Origin of the sequence: Stenotrophomonas sp. (assembly GCF_032103445.1) — a bacterium.
GTDB lineage: Bacteria > Pseudomonadota > Gammaproteobacteria > Xanthomonadales > Xanthomonadaceae > Stenotrophomonas.
On sequence record NZ_DAMDFR010000051.1, the window covers coordinates 1 to 17,911 of the forward strand.

General features: G+C 65.1%; 16 protein-coding genes. 5 read left to right on the forward strand and 11 right to left on the reverse strand.

Annotated elements, in window-relative coordinates; translation table 11 throughout:
• Positions 1-116: 116 nt before the first annotated feature.
• The 3 genes from RT551_RS15830 to RT551_RS15840 all read right to left on the reverse strand — a co-directional run bounded on the left by RT551_RS15830 (position 117) and on the right by RT551_RS15840 (position 2,224).
• On the reverse strand, positions 117-389 hold the full coding sequence (locus tag RT551_RS15830) for a hypothetical protein (protein ID WP_313460434.1): 273 nt from the start codon (positions 387-389) through the stop codon (positions 117-119).
• A 300-nt stretch (positions 390-689) separates the two neighbouring features.
• A complete protein-coding gene (locus RT551_RS15835) occupies positions 690-1,025 on the reverse strand; it encodes a hypothetical protein (protein WP_313460477.1) in 336 nt (111 codons plus the stop codon).
• Positions 1,022-2,224 carry a fatty acid desaturase gene (locus RT551_RS15840; protein WP_313460436.1) on the reverse strand — a complete coding sequence of 401 codons (1,203 nt, stop codon included), beginning with the start codon at positions 2,222-2,224 and terminating at the stop codon, positions 1,022-1,024. Before RT551_RS15840 ends, RT551_RS15835 begins: the two co-directional genes overlap by 4 nt.
• 146 nt (positions 2,225-2,370) lie before the next feature.
• On the opposite strand from RT551_RS15840, the gene RT551_RS15845 reads away from it, so the two are divergent.
• Positions 2,371-3,195, forward strand: coding sequence for an ATP-binding cassette domain-containing protein (locus RT551_RS15845; RefSeq protein ID WP_313460438.1), 825 nt, complete (start codon positions 2,371-2,373; stop codon positions 3,193-3,195).
• A gap of 86 nt (positions 3,196-3,281) precedes the next feature.
• Here RT551_RS15845 and RT551_RS15850 read toward each other — a convergent pair whose 3' ends face one another.
• Positions 3,282-4,490 carry a DUF4785 domain-containing protein gene (locus RT551_RS15850; RefSeq protein ID WP_313460440.1) on the reverse strand — a complete coding sequence of 403 codons (1,209 nt, stop codon included), beginning with the start codon at positions 4,488-4,490 and terminating at the stop codon, positions 3,282-3,284.
• Positions 4,491-4,500: 10 nt separating this feature from the next.
• A complete protein-coding gene (locus RT551_RS15855; RefSeq protein ID WP_313460442.1) occupies positions 4,501-5,382 on the reverse strand; it encodes a hypothetical protein in 882 nt (293 codons plus the stop codon).
• A gap of 232 nt (positions 5,383-5,614) precedes the next feature.
• On the opposite strand from RT551_RS15855, the gene RT551_RS15860 reads away from it, so the two are divergent.
• On the forward strand, positions 5,615-6,463 hold the full coding sequence (locus RT551_RS15860; protein WP_313460444.1) for a phosphatase PAP2 family protein: 849 nt from the start codon (positions 5,615-5,617) through the stop codon (positions 6,461-6,463).
• A 298-nt stretch (positions 6,464-6,761) separates the two neighbouring features.
• Here the strand turns inward: RT551_RS15860 and RT551_RS15865 are convergent, their stop codons facing one another.
• The gene (locus tag RT551_RS15865; RefSeq protein ID WP_313460447.1) at positions 6,762-9,029 is read right to left on the reverse strand and encodes a TonB-dependent receptor; all 2,268 of its coding nucleotides are present in this window, start codon (positions 9,027-9,029) and stop codon (positions 6,762-6,764) included.
• 159 nt (positions 9,030-9,188) lie between these two features.
• On the opposite strand from RT551_RS15865, the gene RT551_RS15870 reads away from it, so the two are divergent.
• Both RT551_RS15870 and RT551_RS15875 read left to right on the forward strand, forming a co-directional pair.
• A complete protein-coding gene (locus RT551_RS15870; protein ID WP_313460449.1) occupies positions 9,189-10,217 on the forward strand; it encodes a TIGR00266 family protein in 1,029 nt (342 codons plus the stop codon).
• A 278-nt stretch (positions 10,218-10,495) separates the two neighbouring features.
• Positions 10,496-11,494: a patatin-like phospholipase family protein gene (locus RT551_RS15875; RefSeq protein WP_313460451.1), complete on the forward strand. Its 999-nt coding sequence runs from the start codon at positions 10,496-10,498 to the stop codon at positions 11,492-11,494.
• A 41-nt stretch (positions 11,495-11,535) separates the two neighbouring features.
• Here the strand turns inward: RT551_RS15875 and RT551_RS15880 are convergent, their stop codons facing one another.
• The 3 genes from RT551_RS15880 to RT551_RS15890 form a co-directional block, all read right to left on the reverse strand.
• Positions 11,536-12,816, reverse strand: a complete 1,281-nt coding sequence (locus RT551_RS15880; RefSeq protein WP_313460453.1) for an XVIPCD domain-containing protein — start codon at positions 12,814-12,816, stop codon at positions 11,536-11,538.
• Entirely contained in the window at positions 12,816-13,670 is an 855-nt protein-coding gene (locus RT551_RS15885; protein WP_313460454.1) for a hypothetical protein, read from the reverse strand. Before RT551_RS15885 ends, RT551_RS15880 begins: the two co-directional genes overlap by 1 nt.
• A gap of 113 nt (positions 13,671-13,783) precedes the next feature.
• A complete protein-coding gene (locus tag RT551_RS15890; protein ID WP_313460455.1) occupies positions 13,784-14,266 on the reverse strand; it encodes an Lrp/AsnC family transcriptional regulator in 483 nt (160 codons plus the stop codon).
• A 126-nt stretch (positions 14,267-14,392) separates the two neighbouring features.
• Between RT551_RS15890 and phhA the strand changes: the two genes are divergently transcribed.
• Entirely contained in the window at positions 14,393-15,289 is an 897-nt protein-coding gene (gene phhA, locus RT551_RS15895; protein ID WP_313460457.1) for a phenylalanine 4-monooxygenase, read from the forward strand.
• A gap of 60 nt (positions 15,290-15,349) precedes the next feature.
• On the opposite strand, the gene RT551_RS15900 is transcribed toward phhA, so the two are convergent.
• Together RT551_RS15900 and RT551_RS15905 are read right to left on the reverse strand one after the other, a co-directional pair.
• Positions 15,350-16,552, reverse strand: coding sequence for a Fic/DOC family N-terminal domain-containing protein (locus tag RT551_RS15900; RefSeq protein ID WP_313460459.1), 1,203 nt, complete (start codon positions 16,550-16,552; stop codon positions 15,350-15,352).
• Positions 16,553-16,742: 190 nt separating this feature from the next.
• Entirely contained in the window at positions 16,743-17,846 is a 1,104-nt protein-coding gene (locus RT551_RS15905) for a GDSL-type esterase/lipase family protein (protein WP_313460461.1), read from the reverse strand.
• Positions 17,847-17,911: the final 65 nt, after the last annotated feature.

Below are 17,911 nucleotides of genomic sequence, written 5' to 3' on the forward strand. Positions count from 1 at the left end.
GCCGTTTGATCCCGAAATCGCCCTTGCATAGGCAGGGGCGAGACGGTATCTACGAATTGGTACGTGCACAGGACGATTGCGCTGTTCGCCGGGCGCGTGCCCGGCGGTTGAATTCTCTACCTGCTCTTGCAGGTATACGGGCTCTCGGAACTGAGTTCCTGGCCGGTCTTGATGTCCTTGATGCGGATGATGGCTCCCGGGCGTGCAGAGCACAACGCATTGCGCGCGGTGTAGACGCCACTGCCTTCGGCGGTCACCTGCACATTGGGGGCGAGGTCGCGGCTGTCGGCGTCGGTGGCGGTGACTACATAGGTACCGGAGAGGGTGACGCAGCCGGAGAGGGTGCTGACCAGCAGGACGGCGGTGAAGAAGCGCGCAGCGTTTTTCATGTCCTGTTCCTTCAGGGGTGTGTCTTGAGATTATCGGCGGATGTGTCCGGAAGTTGAGCGGTTGCGGACGCGGCGCGAATTAGCGCCATCGTCCTGCGCACGTAGCAATTCGTAGTGACGCGCCATGCGCGTCAACCGCGCAACGCGCGGCACAAGCATCCGAAGCCACATCCCATCACACGCCACGCGATTCGTCCAACGTTTAGATCGCGCCGAAGCCACCGATCAGGTGTCATGGCGTCAGAACGAAGAGCGGACGCGCATGGTGCGTCCCTACACCAGCCGGCTGGCTCATGCAATTCAGCGGGGTGGCGCTGAGAGTTCCTTCGCGCTCAGGAATCCATCCCTGTTCGCATCCTGTTTGTGAAAGCGCTCCACAATCGTCTGCCGCTGCTGCTCGCGGGTGATCGGCTTGCCCTTCCCGCCCGGCAGCTCATCGCTGCTCAACACGCCGTCGCCGTTCCGGTCCATGCGGTCAAATGCATACATCATCCACGCGACGTACTCGTCAACGCTGACCTTGCCGTCAGCATCGGTGTCCATGCGTTGCAGATAGGTGCCGGTGTCGGCGACCTGCGCGTGGGCCACGGCGCTGCCCAGCAGCAGCGCGGTGCAGAGCAGACGACGCACCGTCAGTGCGCCGTCAATGCATAGCCCTTCAGGCGCGCTGCATAGGCCTGCAGCGCGGCGATGCCGCTGGCTTCGGCGTCCTGGCACCAGGCCTGCAGCGCCTTCAGGCGTTCGGCGGCGTCGTTGCTGCGTGCCTCCAGCAAGGCGGAAAGGCGGGCGCGGTGTTCCACCAGCACGCGGATGCGCGGACGCTGCTCCACCCAGCTGTTGAGTTCGGCACGGCAGGCCGGCTTGAGCCAGCGGCCATCGTTGACCAGGCCACGGCGCATGCGGCGCGGCAGCAGCTTGCGCAGTTTGGCCCCGGCAAAGGCAGCCTCTTCACGCAGCGCGGGCACGAACACATTGCGCTGGTAGTCGGTCATGGCCTGGAAGCGGTGCGACAGCAGCGCCTTCAGGGTTTCCGCGTCCGGCACAGCGATGTTCGCGCGCACGTCCATGCTCGGGGCCACGCGCAGCACCTTGGCCAGCTTCACCGCCTGCAGCGCGCGGATCGCGGCCCAGCCGATGTCGAACTCCCAGCGCCGCATCGAGAAGCGCGCCGAACTGGGGAAGGCATGGTGGTTGTTGTGCAGTTCTTCGCCGCCGATCCAGAACGCCCACGGGGTGAGGTTGGTGGAGGTGTCGGCGGATTCAAAATTGCGGTAACCCCACCAGTGGCCCAGGCCGTTGACCACGCCGGCAGCCCAGAACGGAATCCAGGCCATCTGGATCGCCCACAGGGCCACGCCGGGCAGGCCGAACAGCACCAGGTTGACGAAGAACAGCACTGCCGGGCCGAGGTTGGCGTGCGGGGTGTACAGGTGGCGCTCGATCCAGTCGTCCGGCGCGCCGCGCCCGTACTGGTCGATGTCGGCGCGCAGCGTGCGCGCTTCGCGATACAGCTCCACGCCGCGCCAGAATACGGTGCTGATGCCCTTGGTGACCGGGCTGTGCGGGTCTTCCTCGGTTTCCACCTTGGCGTGGTGCTTGCGGTGGATGGCCACCCACTCCTTGGTGATCATCGAGGTGGTGAGCCACACCCAGAAGCGGAAGAAGTGCGAGATGACCGGGTGGAAGTCCACCCCGCGATGCGCCTGGCTGCGATGCAGGTACAGCGTCACAGCGAAGATGGTGAGCTGGGTGAACACCAGCAGCACCAGCGCCATGCCCCACCAGCCGAGGCCGACGACACCGCCGGTCAGGAAGTTGATGAGCATTTCGGGCATTGCAGAACTCCAGGCCTTCGGCCAGCAGATGGACAGGGTCACGTACGCCCATGATGGGGGCAGACGTTGCAAACTGCATCCCTCTGGTGCCATTTTTGCGCAGTCATTCAGTTGTTTTCGTCCTTCGTGAGTCCGGCCCCCTATTCATGACCGTTGCAGTTCCCGCCGCCGTAAGCCCCGCCCCATTGATCGAACTGGACCGTGCCTGCGTCATCCGCGGCCAGGTGCGGGTGCTGCATGACCTCAGCCTGCGCATCGCGCAGGGGCAGCACACCGCCCTGCTGGGCCCGAACGGGTGCGGCAAGTCGTCCTTCATCAAGCTGATCACCCGCGAGCTCTACCCGCTGGCGCATGCCGACGGCACGGTGGCGGTGAAGGTGCTGGGCCAGAACCGCTGGCAGGTGGACCGGCTGCGTTCGCAGCTGGGCATCGTCACCGGCGACCTCAGCGCCAACCTGTCCGACATGCCCGGGCTGACCGTGGAAGAAGCCGTGCTGACCGGCTTCTTCGCCAGCTTCGTGGTGCCGGCGTTCCGCGAGGTGACCGCCGACATGCGCGAGCGGGCGCGCCAGGCGCTGGCCCTGACCGGTGCCCTGCCCCTGCTGTCACGTGGTTATGCGGAGCTGTCTGCGGGTGAGACCCGCCGTGTGCTGATCGCGCGGGCACTGGTGAACCGGCCGCAGGCGCTGCTGCTGGACGAACCGTCCACCGGGCTGGACCTGGTGGCGCGCCAGCAGCTGATCAGCACCATGCGCTCGCTGGCGGCCCAGGGCATCACCCTGGTGCTGGTGACCCACCACATCGAGGAAGTGATTCCGGAGATCGAGCGGGTGGTGCTGCTACGAGGCGGGCGGATTGTGGCCGATGGGCCGCGTGCTGAGCTGCTGCGCGACGCGCCGCTTTCCGAGGTGTTCGGCGGACCAGTGCGGGTGCAGGAGCACAACGGGCACCTGACCGCGTTCGCGGACTGACGTGGGTGCGATCCGGTAGCGCCGGCTGTCAGCCGGCCCTCGACATCGCGTGGGCCGGCCAACGGCCGGCGCTACCGGTGTTCCGTTTAGAAGGTCAAACCCACTGCCCGCGATTCAATCGGAGCCATGCGGGTCTGGTCCCGCAGTTCCAGCGCGCGCACCTGGAACGGCGCGCCGTAGCCCTTGGGCAACGCCACGCTGTTGAATGGCAGGCTCAACGTGCCTGTACCGGCCGTCTCAAACCACGCCGCACTGTGCGCCTGCGCCACCGGCCGCAGCTGGCCGTCCGGCCCGGTGGCGTACAGCGTGCCGCGCGCCTCGTACCGGCCCGGAGCGCCCACCTGCAACGGCAGTTGCAGCACACGCTTGCCGGCGTCGGCCTGGACCTGGCCACTGAAGCGGGCGGTGGGCTGGGCCACGGCGAAGGCGATCTTGGCGTCGCGCTGTACCCCGTTGGCGCTGATGAAGGTCTGCAGTTCCCACAGCCCCTGTGCGTTGCCAACGTCCTGCGGCACCGTGACCTGCGCGGTCAGCCCGGTCTTGCCGGCCTGCAGCGGCACCGGCCAGCTGCGGCCATCCGGAGCCACCAGCAGCGCCTCGCCCCCGGCGGGCAGGTTGCGGACGAGATTGCGTGCAGCGACGGCCTGGGCGCTGCCGCCGTCATCCACCAGCTGTGCGTCGACGGTCAGCGTGCCGCCGGCCAGCACCTGGTCGTGGCTGCCCTGCAGGCGCAGGCTGATCGGGCTGTTGGGTTCGAGCACCTGCACCACGTAGCGGCCCTGCGCCTGAGCACTCTGCAGCCGGTAAGTGCCGGCAGCGGCCGTCTTGCCAGTGCGGGCCATGGCCGTGCCTGCGCTCACTGACATGCCAGCGGCCTGCAACTGCTGGCTGTCGACCACCGGCTCGACCTTCAAGGTGCCGGCCGGGTCGCGGAGCTGCCACTGCGCCGGAGTGAGGGTCCGTGCGCCCGGGGCTGGGCTGACCTGGATGACGGCGTCGGGTGCGGTCATCGGCAGGGCTACCCCCTGCTGCAGCGCGCTGCCGTCCACCATTTCCCAGTAGCTGCGGCTGATCGCCACGAACGGGGCCGGGTCGACCAGCGCCTGGGTCGGGTCGAGCGCCCAGGCAAAGCTGACCGGCTCGCGTTCACCGGTGTTGGCAGGCATGGGTGCGGTCTCGACCCGGGTCGGCACCTGGTCGGTGCTGCGGGCCGCCTGCAGCGGTTGCGCGGCCTGCAACGGCAGCGCGGCGAGGGCGACGGCCATGGCCGCCGCGAGTTTCACGGGTGAGGTCATGTCGTGCTCCTTAAAGGGTAAGGTCGTTGCGCAGGATCGTGCCGAGGCCGAAACAGTCGCGGCGGCTCTGGTTGTGGCTGAGCGGCTCGGCCCCGGCAGTACGCGCGGTGTCGGTGAACAGCACCGTGCCCGCGGCGCGCTGGCTGCTGCATTCCAGGAAGCCGTCGGAACAGCTGTTCAACCAGTTCTGGGTGAATTCCAGCCCCACGTTGAGCGGATAGCCGCCGCAGTAGCTGTCGCTGTCCCACACCGCCGAATCCACATCCGACCCCACCACTGCGCGGAACGGCTTGGGCAACGCCGGGCGGCCGGCCGTGCCGTACAGGTTCTGCGCGTTGTAGGTCGCCATCCAGCCCACCTGCTGCATGCGTACTGCGTCATTTTGGTAGCCCAGCAGCCAGCCGACCGAGGCTTCGAACACATTGCCGTTGAGCACGGCATCGGCCAGCGGCGTTCCCGCTGAAGACGGAGCCAGCGCGGTGACCTTGCTGATGGTCTGGATCAGCTTCGGATAGCGGCTGTCGTAGGTGGGGTTGGAGAGGATCCAGCGCACCACGTTGCCGCCGTTGGAATGGGTGATCACCACCAGCTTGGTGATGCCCTTGCTGTTGATGAAGCTGGTGAGCTGGGTGGCCAGGCAGCCGGCGGCTTCCGGCTTCCACATGTACTGCTCGAAATCGCAGTTGATGACCGTGTAGTTGCTGCTGTTGGGCAGGCCCTGGCGCACGTTGTCGATGATGCCGGGTTGCCAGTAGTCGGTGCGGGCGTCGGTCTGCTTGCCGGTGCCGTGCACGAAGGCCACGCCCACCACGTCGGCGGCGTGCGCGCTGGCGCAGGTGAGCATCAAGCCGAGGGCCAGCATGGCCCCCGTCCCCACTGCTTTGCTTTGCATCGAGTGTCTCCGGATGTTTGGTGATCCCCCTGATTGCCGGCACCCTCGTGGGGAAGCTGCCGGGGCCGAAGCTATGCCGGGCGGCGCGTGAATTTCCGTGAACCAGTGCCGTATTCCTTGCATCTGCAACCACTCTCACGGGTTATGCCGGGTCTGGCGGCATGACCTGCGGCCGCTGGCAGGGGACGATGAAGCTGCGATCATGCGGGCTCACCGTTGCCGAGTACTGCCCATGTCGTTGTTCACCCCATCTGCGCTACTGCGCCCCGCCCTGGCTGCCGCCGTGATGTCGGTTCTCGCCGGCTGTGCCACCACGGCCGCCCCGCAGGGCACGCCGGTGGAGGCGTCGGTGGTGACCAAGGCGGTGGGCTATCTGGCCGTTCGTGACGTGCCGGCCAGCCTGAATCTGGTGCCGGCGCCGCCGGTGGCGGGTTCGGCCGGTTTCGCCTTGGACGAGCAGGTCAGCCGCGAGGCACGCGCCCTGCGTGGCAGCCCTCGCTTCGCCCAGGCCACTGCAGATGCGGAACTCGGCTTCCCGGAAGGGGCGAACCAGTTCTCCTGCGCCATCGGCCTGGACGTGGACGCGCAGAAGACGCCGGCGCTGTACCGCCTGCTGGAGCGCAGCCGCATTGATGCCAGTGCGGCGACCCGCGTGGCCAAGCACCATTACCAGCGCGCGCGGCCGTTCATGGTCAATGGCGAGCCGACCTGCACGCCGGACGATGAGGAAGGGCTGCGCAAGAATGGTTCGTATCCATCCGGCCACACTTCGATTGGCTGGGCCTGGGCGCTGATTCTTTCCGAGATCGTGCCCGAGCGCGCCGATGCCATCCAGCTGCGTGGCCGCAACTACGGCGAAAGCCGCCTGGTGTGCAACGTGCACTGGCAGAGCGACATTCTGGAGGGACGTTTCATGGGCGCAGCCGCCGTGGCGCGCCTGCATGACAACCCGGAATTCCAGCGCGATCTGGCCGCCGCGCGCAAGGAAATTGCCGCAGCGCGTGCGGCAGGCGCACGCTCCAGCCGCGATTGCGCGACCGAAGAAGCCGTATTGAAGGTGCGCCCAGACAGCGCGCTGTAATGTCCGAAGCACCATGCGGCGGTATCCGGATCTGACCGCGTTCGCCAGCAATTCGTAGTGCCACGCCATGCGTGGCAACCGCGCAACGCGCGGCACAAGCGTCCAGCACCGCGACACGTCGGTTCCGTTGCATTGGCCGACGTTGAAACCGGGTCGAAGCCCCATATCAGACGTTCATGACGCCGGAACGAAGAGCAGTCGACCAAGGGTCGACTCTACCGGGGTCCCCCATTTGATCGGTGGGGGCCAAACAAAAACGGCGCGGATCTCTCCGCGCCGTTTTCATTGCATCACCGCATCAGAACTTCGCGGTGAACTCGACGCCAAACGTACGCGGCTCGTTGAGGAAGCCGGTCAGGTTGTTGAAGTCGATCGCACCGACCACGCGGGTCTGGTTGGTCAGGTTGCGACCGAACACCGCCACGTCGTACTGGCCGTACTCCCAGTTGTAGCCCAGGCGCAGGCCACCTTCCAGCGACGAGCGGCTGCGGAACTCCGGCGACTCGTACAGGAAGAAGTTCACCGGGCTGCGGTACGCCCAGTCGGTGTACACGTACAGCTCGCTGGCGTCGTTGAGCGGGAAGCCCGCACGCAGGGTCAGGTTGTGGATCAGCTTCGGTGCCTGCGGCAGCGGGTTGCCGTTGACCAATGCGTAGGTGCCACCATTGATGACCGTGGTCGGGTCGGTGATGGTGCAGCCGCCACCGCAGATCGCCACCGCCAGGTCGCGGTCCTTGATCTCGGTGTCGTTGTAGCTGCTGCCCAGGGTCAGCAGCACGTGGTCGGTCAGGTAGGCCTCGAAGTCCAGCTCCACGCCCTGGCCGACGGTCTTGTCGGCGTTGAGCAGGGTGGCGGTGTTGTTGGCACCGCCCACGGCGATCAGCTGCTGGCCGTCGACGTCATAGCGGAACACGTTGAAGCCCAGGCGTGCGCGACGATCAAACAGATCAGCCTTGATACCGGCTTCGTACGAGATCACCTTCTCAGAATCCGCCTGCGAGACGCCACCGAAGGCCAGACGGCCCTGGATCGACGGCGCGCGGAAGCCCTTGGCCACACGCGCATAGGCGTTGAGGCTGTCGGTGATCTGGTACACACCGCTCAGATCCCAGCTGACATCGTCCACATCGGTGTTGGCGATGTACGGGCCGCTGACCGGGGTGCCACCCGGCACAGCCTGCAGCACGCTGGCGGTGAAGTCCTTCTTGTCCTGGGTGTAGCGCACGCCGGCGCGCAGCTTGAACTTGTCGGTCACGTCCAGGTCGCCCGACGCGAACACCGCCCAGGCCTTGTTGCGCTGGCTCTGCACGGCATGGCCGGTCTGCGGATTGCCGGGGGTGAGGGAGTCGTAGTTGAAGCTGTCGATGGTGACGTCTTCATCGAAGTAGAACACGCCGGCCTGCCAGTCGAAGCGACCCCATTCGTTGGATTCGACGCGGAATTCCTGGGTCCACTGGCGGTGGTCGGGCAGCCCGTCGGCCGACTCCGACGGGAACGGAATGAAGCCCGGGCCATAGTTGCCGTCGCCAAGGAAGCTGGCACCGTAGCCGCCGTCGATGTCGCCGTGGTTGAGCGACTCGGCGGTTTCATAGCCGGTGATCGAGTGCAGGGTGACGCTGCCCAGGTTCCACTGCAGGCGCGCGCTGCCGCCCCAGGTGTCCAGCTCGGAGAAGTTCACACCGTCGTTGGAGACCTTGTCGCGGTCGAAGTTCTCCACCAGCTTGTTGCTGCCCGGCTGGATGATGTTGGCGCGGAACAGACGGGCGGTGCCGTTGAGCTTGCGCTTGTGCAGGTTGAACAGCGCTTCGAACTCGTCGCCTTCGTACAGGAACTGCACGCGGCCGGCGGATTCGTCATAGCCCTCGAAGCCTTCGGCCGGGGCGTTCGGGCGGGTGTTGTCGACGTAGTTGTCGCGGCGCTGGTACAGCGCCGACACACGTGCCGACCAGCGGTCGGTCAGCGGGCCGCCGTACGCGCCCTGCACGTTCCAGGTGTCGTAGGTGCCATAGGACACCTTCACGTAGCCATCGGCGTCCTGCGACGGACGCGCCGAATCGAACTTGACCACACCGGCCGGTGTGTTGCGGCCGAACAGCGTGCCCTGCGGGCCACGCAGCACTTCCACGCCGGCCAGGTCGAACAGCGGGAAGCCCTTCAGCAGCGGGCTTTCCTGCACCACATCGTCATACACCAGCGAGACCGGCTGCGAGGCATTGAGGTCGAAATCGGTGTTGCCCAGGCCGCGGATGTAGAAGCGCGGGAAGGCACGACCATAGGACGATTCAATGTTCAGGCTCGGCACGCGTGCCGACAGGAAGCGGATGTCATCGCCGGCCGAGCCAAGCACGTCAAGCTTTTCACCCTGGATGGCCGAGATCGACACCGGCACGTCCTTGGCGTTTTCCACACGGCGCTGCGCCGTTACCTGCAACGTATCGAGGGCGACCGGATCCTTGGCGGCGGGGGCGTCCTGGGCTGCGGCCGTCAATGGCAGCAGGGCGGCAAGGGCAACAACGAGGGGGTGCACGGACGCGGTGCGGCCGTGGGCAGTGCGGTTCGGGAACATGGCGATTAGGCTGTGTTGGGAGGGGTGGTGGACCGGCGCTACCAGACAATTGTTGCAGCACAGCAACAACGTCGCAAATTCCGGACATTTATTACCAACGTTTTGGACCCATGATGTGAAGGACAGACCCGTCCGCAACCCATCAACAGGGCCCTACCCATGACCCACTGGTACTTCCATCTCTCCGGCCAACCCGACCGCATCGGCCCGCTGGACGACGATTCCGCCCGCCGCTTCGCCCAGGCCAACCGCCAGGCGCTGGTCTGGTGCGAGGGCATGAGCGGCTGGATGCAGATCGCCGAGGTGCCCGAGCTGCTGGCCGGCAGCACCGGGCCGGTCGGCACTCCGCCGCCGGTGCCGGGCGGTTCAGGGGCTCGCGGTCAGCGCGCTGACGACATCGACTACCGCATCGTCGGCCATGAGATGCAGTTCGTGGAAATCGAGCTGGACCCGGGCGAAAGCGCCATCGCCGAAGCCGGCGCGCTGATGTTCAAGGACGCCGCCGTGCAGATGGACACCGTGTTCGGCGACGGCTCGCACAGTGGCCAGGGCGGCGGCTTCATGGACAAGCTGATGAGCGCCGGCAAGCGCGTGCTCACCGGGGAGAGCCTGTTCGCCACCCTGTACACCCATACCGGCCACGGCAAGGCCAAGGTCGCCTTCGCCGCGCCCTACCCCGGCACTGTGCTGCCGATGAAGCTGGACCAGCACGGTGGCCGCCTGATCTGCCAGAAGGACAGCTTCCTGGCCGGCGCGCGCGGGGTGCAGATCGGGGTGCACTTCCAGCAGAAGATCATGACCGGCCTGTTCGGCGGTGAGGGCTTCATCATGCAGAAGCTCGAAGGCGACGGCTGGGTGTTCATCCATGCCGGCGGCTGCGTGATCGAGCGTGAGCTGGCTCCCGGCGAGCGCCTGGACGTGGACACCGGCTGCGTGGTCGCGTTCCATTCGAGCGTGAACATGGACGTGCGCCGGGTGGCCGGGATCAAGAGCATGGTGTTCGGCGGCGAAGGCGTGTTCCTGGCCACCCTGACCGGCCCCGGCAAGGTCTGGCTGCAGTCGCTGCCGTTCTCGCGCCTGGCCGGCCGCATGTGGATGGCGGCACCGCAGGGTGGCGGCCAGAACCGCGGCGAAGGCTCGGTGCTGGGCGGGCTGGGGCGGATTCTGGATGGGGATAACCGGTTCTAGAACCCAGCGCGTCACCGCGCGACGGCTTTGACCCTGGCGACCGCTCTGGTTGGGTCGTATGCTGCTGGGGTTGGCCGAAAGGCACCTGACGTACCGAATGGCCGAAAGGCACCTAGAAGGCCCGCGAATGCGGGCCTTCTCTCTTCTCGTACCGGTGAAGCCGCCTTCGGTAGTGCCGGCCGCTGGCCGGCAACCTCGCATAACCAACCGACGCGCATGTGCCGGCCAGCGGCCGGCACTACCGGTATGCTATTGCCCATTCACTTTTCGGCTTGCCGATGAACGCCTTCCGCCGCACCCGTCTGACGCTGTCTGTTGCCCTGCTCGGCCTGTTGGCCGCCTGCGGGGGCGAGAACACCAAGCCGGCTCCGGTCACTCCGGTGGTGGTGCCTGCTACGCCGGCCAAGCCGGTGAAGATCGGCATCGCTCTGGGTGGCGGTGCGGCGAAGGGCTTCGCGCATATCGGCGTGATCAAGATGCTGGAGGCCAACGGCTTCGAGCCGGTGGTGGTATCCGGCACCAGCGCCGGCAGCGTGGTCGGCGCGCTGTATGCCAGTGGCATGGACGCGTTCGCCATGCAGAGCAAGGCGGTGGCGTTGGACGAAGCCAGCATCCGCGACGTGCGCCTGTTTTCGGGCGGGCTGGTGCAGGGCCAGAAGCTGCAGGACTACGTCAATGCGCAGGTCAACAACAAGCCCGCCGAAAAGCTGAAGAAGCCGTTTGCCGCCGTGGCCACCAATCTGGATAACGGCGAACGTGCGGTGTTCGTGCGCGGCAACGTGGGCCAGGCCGTGCGCGCCTCCAGCAGCATTCCCGGCGTGTTCGAACCGGTGAAGATCGGCCAGAGCATGTTCGTCGACGGCGGCGTGGTCAGCCCGGTGCCGGTCGACGCGGCCCGCCAGTTGGGTGCGGACTTCGTCATCGCCGTGGATATCTCCAGCAAGGCCAGCGGCAAGTCGCCGACCGGCATGCTCGGCATCGTCAACCAGTCGATCGCGATCATGGGCCAGCGCCTGGGCGAGCAGGAGCTGGCGCGCGCCGACATCATCATCCGCCCGAAGGTGCTGGACATCGGCGCGGCCGATTTCAGTCAGCGCGGCTACGCGATCCTGGAAGGCGAGAAGGCCGCGATGGCGGCAATGCCGCAGATCCGCGCCAAGGTGGAACAGCTGCGCCGTGCACGTGCCGCCGCCGCAGCACCGCCGCCGCCGGCTCCCAAGTGCGACGAACCTTCGCGCATGGGGAAGTTGATGGGTCGCAAGGAAAAGTGCGCCTGATCCCGTAGTGCCGGGCCTTGCCCGGCACCGTAGGCCTGCGATTACGCGTGCATCATCGGCGCACGCGCCACTTGCTCCTGTTCACGCATTTGTTGCTGCACCTGTTCGCGCGAACGTACCTGATCCACTTCCGCCAACTGCTGGAATGACTGTTCTGGAGGCGTAGCTACAGCCTCGGCGGTGGGCATGTGCGCACGACGCTGTGCTGGGTCGTTCAATGCCCCCTGCACCACGAACACGTGTTCGCCTGGGGCGCTGCGGGTGCCCTGCTCGCTCAGCAGCACGTGGTCAGCACGGTCGAGATTGTTGCGAACCGCCAGCGTAGTCAGGCTCGCCGCCATGCACTCGCTGTGGGCGTCCCATGGCTTGCCCAGGCGGGCATCAATGGACTGCACACCTGCAACGCATTGTTGGTGCAGAGCGTGGCGGGGGTGGGATGGATCGCGTGGATCCAGATCCGGTCCTGCGTCCGACAGCAGGAACGGACTTTCCTTGATCGGACGATGCTGATTGGGATCGTCGGGGTGGAACTGGCCGCGGAGTTGCTGGCGTTCCAGACGTACCTCGCGGGCCTCGTTAAGGTACTCGATGAACTTCGGATCGGTAACCGGGATGTCCCGCGTGACCCTACCTTCGATCTGCGTCCGCACGCTCCAATTGCCATCACCGGTGAAAGTGAAGTCGCGACCCGCCTGGCGGTTCCGCTGGGGATCCACGTTCGACGCAGTGGCAAGCATGGAAGCGCGCGCTTTGGTCATGTCCGAAAAGTAGGACGATGCATTGAGCTCCTGATCGTTGTAGCCGCGCGCGACGCTGTCGGTGGTCATGGCCGCGCGCTTGAAACCCAACGCCGTGTTGTCCAGCATCATGGTCCAGACTTTCTCAGCCTCCTGCTCACCTCCATGGCGGCGGGCGGCTTCGAGAAGCTGGCGTGGGGTCCATGCATTTGGATTGACGCCTCGGTTATCAAAAGCGACATCGTGAGCTTGTTGAACATCTCGAACCGGCAGGTTCAGGGCCAAATGAGGCCTTCCTGCATTGTAATGCCTCTGGCGAAGCGCCAGATCGTTCTGCATCAACTCAACGCCATAGTCCTGCCAGTCCCGCTCACCGTAGTGCTTTCCATCTCGCGAGGCCTGGTTCTGAGCAAAAGCATTGGCCGTTGATCCTGGGGCGTTATCGTTGCGGACTACGCCTAGAGCCAATAGACCGTACCCGTCATTTCCTTCCTTTTGGGCGAGATAGTTGAAGTAGAGCTCACGATTCCTTTCTCGAGCGTAAGCTTCGAGAATTCGCATGTCGTTTTGATCCAGACCTGCCATCACCTCGCCTCCTTGCTTGCTTCAGCACCAAACTGAACGATAAGTTCCTGCGCACGTTCTTCGATGCGTTGCCAATGTTGCACGCCCTCTCTTGGATACGTGATCCTGACGATGGTGTCGAGTTTAGGAATCAGCATCACGTGGTCGCAGCGAGCGACTCCCATCGCGTCGTTCTTCACCATCTTCCCGTCCTGATAATCGACTCCGGATTCAATGATGCCTCTCGGCGTGCATTTTATTACGGTATTTACCCTTCCGGCGTCATCTCTTCCGATGAACCAGTCTTTGTAGCCTGCTAGTTCCATCACTCCCGCGTTCGGCTTGTAGCCTTCTCTCGCGTAATGTGCACGAATTCGCTGCATGTCAATGAGATACGGGGTAAGGCCGTTCTCAATTTCCCCCTTGATTCTTGTGTCCAACGAGTGCTCCGGATCGCCGATCTGGTAGTCCATTGGTGTGTACGACCTTTTCATCACCTCTTCGACCCGCAACCTGTCAATGAAGTCGTAAACCACTCTCACAGTTCTGACTGAAACATCGACGCTCAGGTGCATCCTTTCACCCGGCTTGAACGGCTCCAGCGACGGATACTCCAGCGCTATGGCAAAAAGGCCATCGTGTTCGGTCCCGATCTGGTTCTCGAAGTAGTTTTGCGGAATTTCCAGCAGGTACGGCCCCAGGCACGCCTGCTTCAATGGCGGTGGATCCTTGTACGGATCCTGCGGGCCGATGCTGCGGATGCGGGTGCAGCCCTGCTCGTTGGTCATGGTTTTCGCGGGCGCTTCCTGCTTGGCGCAGGCGGCGAGCGGGAGCAGCAGGCTGAGTGCCCAGACGGTTTTGGAGATCAGGTTCACGGGTTGTCGCAGGTCCTTTCCGTGGTTGCGCGCGCGAGTTGCGTTGTTTGCAGTATGGAGGAGGCGTGTGGGGTGGATCAAAGCCGGATGCGTCATGCATGCGCGAGTGACGGTTATTCCAGTTGCGTCAGCGGTAACGACTGGAAGTCTTTCACGGTGCGCAGGACGAAGCTCGAATTGACGTCGGCGACACCTGCGGCGTTGAGCAGCTTGTCAAGCAGGAAGCTGGAGAAGTGTTCGAGGTCGCGCACATAGACGTGCAGGAGGTAATCCATGTCGCCGGTAAGTGCATGGCACGCCACCACCGCGTCCCACTCGATCACGCTGTCGGCGAACAACGCGATGGCCTGCTGGTCGTGCTTCTCCAGCTGCACACGCACGAACGCCTGCAGGCCCAAGCCGATCCGCTTGGGATCCAGCCGCGCGCCGTAACCGGCGATGACTCCTTCGGCCTCCAGCCGCTGTACCCGACGCAGGCAGGCCGAGGCGGACAGGTTCACCCGGGCGGCCAGCTCGGCGTTGGTGGCGCGGCCGTGCTGCTGGATCTCAGCCAGCAAGCGCAGATCCGTGCGGTCGAACTGGGCTACTCCGGTCATTGCTGCTCCGCAACATGGAATGGACGCAACGATATTGCGCCAAACCGGGATATGCGTGCAACTTTGCAACCCTGTTGCGCGCCCCCTGCCCTAGCATCAGGGATCACTTCCCAGGAGTCCACGCCGATGGAAACCGCCACCGCCCCCCGCCGCGTCGAACGCCACGAGACCGACAAGGGCTATGTGCCGGTGTATACCACCGCCGTGGTGGAGCAGCCCTGGGACAGCTACAGCGCCGACGACCACGCCACCTGGAGCACGCTGTACCAGCGCCAGCGCGAACTGCTGGAAGGCCGCGCCTGCGACGAGTTCCTGAAGGCGCAGGACGAGATGGGCATGAGCGCGCATATGATTCCGCGCTTTGACCAGCTCAATGAAGTGCTGGGTGCCGCGACGGGCTGGACCCTGGTGGGTGTAGAGGGGCTGTTGCCGGAGCTGGATTTCTTCGACCATCTGGCCAACCGCCGCTTCCCGGTCACCTGGTGGATCCGCCGCCCGGACCAGATCGACTACATCGCCGAACCGGACATGTTCCACGACCTGTTCGGGCACGTGCCGCTGCTGATGAACCCGGTATTCGCCGACTACATGGCCGCCTACGGCCGTGGCGGGGTCAAAGCCCACGCGATCGGCCCGGAGGCGCTGCAGAACCTGACCCGTCTGTACTGGTACACGGTGGAGTTCGGGCTGATCAACACGCCGGATGGCCTGCGCATTTACGGTGCCGGCATTGTGTCGTCCAAGGGCGAGTCGCTGTACTCGCTGGAGTCGGACGCGCCGAACCGGATCGGGTTCGATCTGGAGCGGATCATGCGCACCCGCTACCGCATCGACACCTTCCAGAAGACCTACTTCGTGATCGACAGCTTCGAGCAGCTGATGCAGGCGACCGATCCGGACTTCACCCCGATCTATGCGGCACTGGAACAGCAGGAACATCTGCCGGCCGGTGATGTGCAGGACTTCGACCACGTGTTCCACAAGGGCACGGGCGAGGGTTGGGCGGAAGGTGGGGATGTTTGATCGCGCGGGTCACGACCAACGGTCGTGCGACGGCGCAACGCGCCGCGCCGTTCGCCACACTCAACGCGGTCGACGAACCGGCAACGCAGGCAACTGATTCAACCGTTGCAGCACCGCTTTCGCGTGATACGTCCGCCCCCAGTTGCGCTCGTTCCCTTGTTCCAAAATGCCTTCCTTCTCCAGCGCATAGATGCCCGTGAGCGCTGAACGCTCTGACACGTCCAGCAGCGCGGCCACTTGGGATGCCGTAACCACCGGATGTCCAATCAACAACGCCGGCAGGCGTCGCGCGACCGAATCGGAGCGGTAGCCCTTCACTGTTTCGGCCCAACCCGCCTGCAGCTGCTGCATGTCCGCCGCGATGGAAATGGCATCGTGCGTCGCTTCGATCACCGAGCGCGAGACCATGTTCATCCACGGCACCCAGTTGCCCTTGATCTGCACCTGGTTGAGCGCGTCGTAGTACATGTCCTTGCTACGCAGCAGCGCACCCGACAGATACAGCGGCGGGTGGCCTTCGGCAGCCAGGATGAGCGGCATCAGCAACCGCCCGGTTCGCCCATTGCCGTCCTTGTAGGGGTGGATGGTCTCGAACTGCGCATGCGCGATGGCGATCTGTGCCAGCACGTTGAGCTCGAATTGCTCGTCCTCGGCCGCAGTGTATTGGAACATGGACTGCTCAAGTTCCCGCATCGCCTCGTCGATGCGGCCCGGTGGCGAGGGAACAAAGCGGGCATCTTCTGGGCGGCTGCCCAGCGGACCGATCACGGCCTGTTCCTGGCGGTAGGCCCCCTTTGGGAACTCGTCGGCCATGTCCTGCATCAGCAGCGCATGCAGCTGGTTCACCAGATCCAGGGTGATGGCGGAGCGGCCGTGCTCTCGAACGGCGTCCAGTCCCAGCTGCAGCGCCTGCACGTAGCGTTCGGTGACCACGACGTCGGGCGGCAGGCCATCGAGCCCAAGGGTCGCCTCATAGACCAGCAACTGGTCGAGATCGGTGCGGGTGCCTTCGATCTGCGAGCTCTGCACAGCCTCTCGACGGGCTAGCGTACGGGTGACCAAGTCCGGCGCGGGCCATTGCTGCATGGCCTCATCCAGCCGGGCCAGGGCGGCGTTGGCCTCGATCAGCAGGCCGCGGTCGCCGGACTGCCCCACCGGAAGCCGGCGCGGCGTGGGCGGTGCGGTCATGGCCAGCAGGTTCGGGCGGCCGTCCACCGGGACCAGATAGGGGCGCAAGGGTACCGCGATGTCTTCACGTCGCATGGGCCGGCTCCAGTCGGCTAACCTTCAAAAGCATCGTACGCTTTTGAAGTTTAGCTGTCTAACCTTCAAAATCGTTTGGAGCTTTTGAAGGTTAGCGGGTCGGAAGGCTCGGACCCCCTGGCGGACGCGCATGGCGCGTCCCTACGCAGACCCCCGGTAGTGCCGGCCGCTGGCCGGCACCTTCAGCCCCTCACCGCGGGTACGCCAACAGCATCACCAGATCCTGCTCCCCACGCTGCTGCAGCGCGTGCACGCTGCCTGTACGGGTCAGCAGCGCATCCCCTGCCGCCACGTCGTAGTGCTTGCCGTCCAGCACATAACTGCCCTGCCCGCTCACGATGTAATAGATCTCGTCCTTGTGCTGCGGGTGCAATCCAATGCCAGCTCCTTTGTGCAGCACGCGCTTGCGCAGCACAAACGGCAGGTTGTCGTCGGCGAAGAACGGATACGCGGTAGTCGGCCCAGCCCCGCCATGCGGACCGGGCTGGCTGACCGCGATGTCACGCTCATGTACCACCCGGGAAGGCTTGGCGGCATCCGCGCCCTGCCCTGCCGGCTGGGTCACATCGCAATCAATGTCGCGCTTCAATGCACCTTTCATTTCTGGCTGCAGCCCGACCCACTCGCGCACCACCAGGCACGCCACAGCGTTGGCACCGGCGACGCTGAAGTGGGTGCCGTCGGACTTGTTCTGTTCCGGCACATACAGGAAATACGGACGTGCGCCCTGCTCGCCCAGCGCTCGGATCCATTGGCTGGAGCGCGCGTTGAGGTCGATCAGCGCGACGTTCTCCTGCTGCGCAAGTTGTTTCATCGCCTGCGTGTACAGGCCATGCGTATCCAGCAGCGAGCCGAAGTCGTACAGCAGGCGCGCAGCGGGTGTGACCAGTATCGGTGTGGCTTGTTTCTCGCGCGCCAGCTGCACGTAGCGCAGCAGATACTGCGGATACGCCTGCGCAGGATCGTTGTAGCGCGTGGGGTCTTCGAACTTGGCGTCGTTGTGGCCGAAGCCGATCAGCAGCACATCGCCGGGTTTCAGCTCAGCGGCGATGCCGTCCAGGCGCTTTTCTTCAATGAAGCTGCGTGCGCTGCGGCCGCCTTTGGCGTGGTTGTGCACCTGCCATTTCGCGGGGTCGAGGTAGCTCTGTAATGCCTGGCCCCAGCCTGCCTGTGGGGCGCGGTCCGGGCCGTACTCGGCTGCGGTGGAGTCGCCGGCGATGAAGACGCGGTGCGGCGCAGCGTGTGTTGCAAGGGGGGCGAGGAACAGCAGGATCGGGAGCAGGATGCGTTGCATGTTCGGGCTCCTGGGGTTGCCGGCCAGCGGCCGGCACTACCCTTCGTGCTTCGGTCGGAGGGTAC

What these genes read in the sequence shown, in the direction of transcription:
- RT551_RS15830 (WP_313460434.1), bottom strand. Translation starts at nt 389, where the DNA reads ATGAAAAACGCTGCGCGCTTCTTCACCGCCGTCCTGCTGGTCAGCACC.
- RT551_RS15840 (WP_313460436.1), bottom strand. Translation starts at nt 2,224, where the DNA reads ATGCCCGAAATGCTCATCAACTTCCTGACCGGCGGTGTCGTCGGCCTC.
- RT551_RS15845 (WP_313460438.1), top strand. Translation starts at nt 2,371, where the DNA reads ATGACCGTTGCAGTTCCCGCCGCCGTAAGCCCCGCCCCATTGATCGAA.
- RT551_RS15850 (WP_313460440.1), bottom strand. Translation starts at nt 4,490, where the DNA reads ATGACCTCACCCGTGAAACTCGCGGCGGCCATGGCCGTCGCCCTCGCC.
- RT551_RS15855 (WP_313460442.1), bottom strand. Translation starts at nt 5,382, where the DNA reads ATGCAAAGCAAAGCAGTGGGGACGGGGGCCATGCTGGCCCTCGGCTTG.
- RT551_RS15860 (WP_313460444.1), top strand. Translation starts at nt 5,615, where the DNA reads ATGTCGTTGTTCACCCCATCTGCGCTACTGCGCCCCGCCCTGGCTGCC.
- RT551_RS15865 (WP_313460447.1), bottom strand. Translation starts at nt 9,029, where the DNA reads ATGTTCCCGAACCGCACTGCCCACGGCCGCACCGCGTCCGTGCACCCC.
- RT551_RS15870 (WP_313460449.1), top strand. Translation starts at nt 9,189, where the DNA reads ATGACCCACTGGTACTTCCATCTCTCCGGCCAACCCGACCGCATCGGC.
- RT551_RS15875 (WP_313460451.1), top strand. Translation starts at nt 10,496, where the DNA reads ATGAACGCCTTCCGCCGCACCCGTCTGACGCTGTCTGTTGCCCTGCTC.
- RT551_RS15880 (WP_313460453.1), bottom strand. Translation starts at nt 12,816, where the DNA reads ATGGCAGGTCTGGATCAAAACGACATGCGAATTCTCGAAGCTTACGCT.
- RT551_RS15890 (WP_313460455.1), bottom strand. Translation starts at nt 14,266, where the DNA reads ATGACCGGAGTAGCCCAGTTCGACCGCACGGATCTGCGCTTGCTGGCT.
- phhA (WP_313460457.1), top strand. Translation starts at nt 14,393, where the DNA reads ATGGAAACCGCCACCGCCCCCCGCCGCGTCGAACGCCACGAGACCGAC.
- RT551_RS15900 (WP_313460459.1), bottom strand. Translation starts at nt 16,552, where the DNA reads ATGCGACGTGAAGACATCGCGGTACCCTTGCGCCCCTATCTGGTCCCG.
- RT551_RS15905 (WP_313460461.1), bottom strand. Translation starts at nt 17,846, where the DNA reads ATGCAACGCATCCTGCTCCCGATCCTGCTGTTCCTCGCCCCCCTTGCA.